The 2,103-nt window shown below is 37.9% G+C and carries 3 protein-coding genes; all 3 read left to right on the top strand.

From position 1 onward, the window contains the following. Nucleotides 1-574 (top strand): contractile injection system protein, VgrG/Pvc8 family (locus GKR71_RS01145; protein ID WP_255454053.1); only part of this gene is annotated, 574 nt, incomplete at its 5' end. 45 nt (nt 575-619) lie between these two features. After that, nucleotides 620-868, top strand: a complete 249-nt coding sequence (locus tag GKR71_RS01140) for an ogr/Delta-like zinc finger family protein (protein ID WP_154633841.1) — start codon at nt 620-622, stop codon at nt 866-868. 206 nt (nt 869-1,074) lie between these two features. Further along, nucleotides 1,075-1,839 carry a DUF4145 domain-containing protein gene (locus GKR71_RS01135; protein ID WP_154633840.1) on the top strand — a complete coding sequence of 255 codons (765 nt, stop codon included), beginning with the start codon at nt 1,075-1,077 and terminating at the stop codon, nt 1,837-1,839. Nucleotides 1,840-2,103: the final 264 nt, after the last annotated feature.

The following is a 2,103-nucleotide window of genomic DNA, read 5'->3' as shown; positions in this document are numbered from 1 at the left end:
CATTAAAAACGGCAGTTTGTTATTTATCGTGCCTAATCAGGGTGTCACGCAAAGCGGCAAGCCCTTACCGGTGATCACCCTCATGCGGGAAAGTGGCGATAGGCATTATTTCCGATTGGCTGACCGGCAAGCGTACACCGGTGTACAAGCTTACTGGCTAGATTTGAACTACGGCAAACAAAAGAAGACTAACCTTAAACGCAAGCAAAAGCCTAAAAAAGAGAAATCGAGCAAGAAAGAGGGCGGTTACATCGAGGGTGCCGAGGGTAACGTTTTTGTGATGCGACAAACGTTTAAAAATGAGCAATCAGCTAAACGTGCTGCAGCGGCCAAATGGTCAAAATTACAGAGGGGCGTGGCAGAATTTAATATCACCTTGGCTGAGGGGCGAGCCGATTTGTACCCTGAAATGCCAGTGACTGTGACAGGCTTTAAACCGACCATCGATAGTCACCAATGGGTGATTAGCCGAGTGACACACACCATTGATGGGAACGGGTTTATAACCCATTTAGAACTGGAAATAAAAATCAAAGATATTGATATGACGGATGTTGAGCAAAGCAACGGATAATTGATTATAATAACGGCAGGCATACCTATAATCCAAGGCTATAAAATGGCGTTCAATTGTCCCCAGTGTGGCGCTGTGACTTATACCAAAACCAGTAAATCCATGAGTAGTGAAACCCGTAGAAGTTACCACCAATGCCAAAATTTGTTGTGTGGCTGTTCTTTTACAACAATAACCTCAGTGGAGATTTATCTAACCAAAACAATCCCGCAAGAACTTCCAGAAGGCTTTGAGATCCCGACGGATGAGTTACCTAGATCGCATCGGGGAGAGAAACAGATGGAGATGTTTTGAAAAAGCAATTGTTTAAATGGTGTTTATTTGTTCTATATGTATTGAATTTCTGATAATTCGATACCATTGAGTTATATAGAATAGTATTAATATACGTAATATAGATTTAGTTATTAATAACTAAATAGCTTTCTCTATTGACAATATTTATCAAATAAAGATGATATGAAGTTTTATAAAAATTTAATGATAATAATGGTAAATATATGGGGAAAATAACAGGGTCATTTTCTGAAAATAAATTCAAAGGCGAAAAAGTTAGAGAGGTTTGCGGTCGATGTCATAGAGAAACGAACCATGAAGTGGTTGTATCTTATGAGAAAAATGGTGAAGAAAATTATGGCGGCGGGGATATTATTAACTGGTACGGCTCTTTTCAGGTAATTCAATGTAAAGGTTGTGACGATTTATCATTTCGTGAAGAACATTTTTTTTCAGAAGATGTGCATCAAATATTTGAAGATGAGTGGGATGACGGAACTCGTATAACGTTATATCCTAAACGCACAGAGTATACGCGAACTACTAAAGATTTGATGAATGTTCCACTCAAACTTCGTAATATTTACGTTGAATCAATAGAAGCATTTAATAATGACTCATTCATTTTAACAGCTGTGGGATTAAGGGCATTAGTTGAAGGTATTTGTTCTTTTTTAAAAATTTCAGGTGGTTTAATACTTTCATCTACGGGAGATGAGATATTTAAAAAAAATCTTGAAGGAAAAATATTTGGTTTAAGTCAAAAGGGGCATTTAACTGAAGCAGGAGCAAAGTTCTTACATGAACACCGATTTATGGGAAATGCCGCAGTGCACTCATTAGAGAGGCCATCAAGGCAAGATTTATCTATAGCTATTGAGTTGTTAGAGCATGCACTTGACGCTATATTTGAATTACCTGCTAAGGCGGAAGAACTCGAAGAGTCTCGAAAACGCAGAAATAGGCATCCTCCAGTAAAAATGAATTAAAATAGTTTTATTTAACGTTCTGCTATAGCCCATTTTATCCCAAAAACTACTCCCACCCATTGAAAAATAAGCAAAATAAAAAGCCTCTTGTCAAAAGAGGCTTTTCAAGTGTGGTCAATATGTGGACATTGACTATTGACTAAATCCTTTTATATCAATTACCTAAAACATATTCAGAACGCCGCATTGAGCGCATTTGATTACCTTATCCGCACAAGTACCAGAACCGCTGAATAGCTCATAGTTTAGCGGGTTGTAGCCAAA

Origin of the sequence: Providencia sp. wls1922, from assembly GCF_009706505.1 — a bacterium.
Classification (GTDB): Bacteria; Pseudomonadota; Gammaproteobacteria; order Enterobacterales; family Enterobacteriaceae; genus Providencia; species Providencia lanzhouensis.
This window is presented reverse-complemented; position numbering and strand designations above follow the sequence as displayed.

What these genes read in the sequence shown, in the direction of transcription:
- GKR71_RS01140 (WP_154633841.1), top strand. Translation starts at nt 620, where the DNA reads ATGGCGTTCAATTGTCCCCAGTGTGGCGCTGTGACTTATACCAAAACC.
- GKR71_RS01135 (WP_154633840.1), top strand. Translation starts at nt 1,075, where the DNA reads ATGGGGAAAATAACAGGGTCATTTTCTGAAAATAAATTCAAAGGCGAA.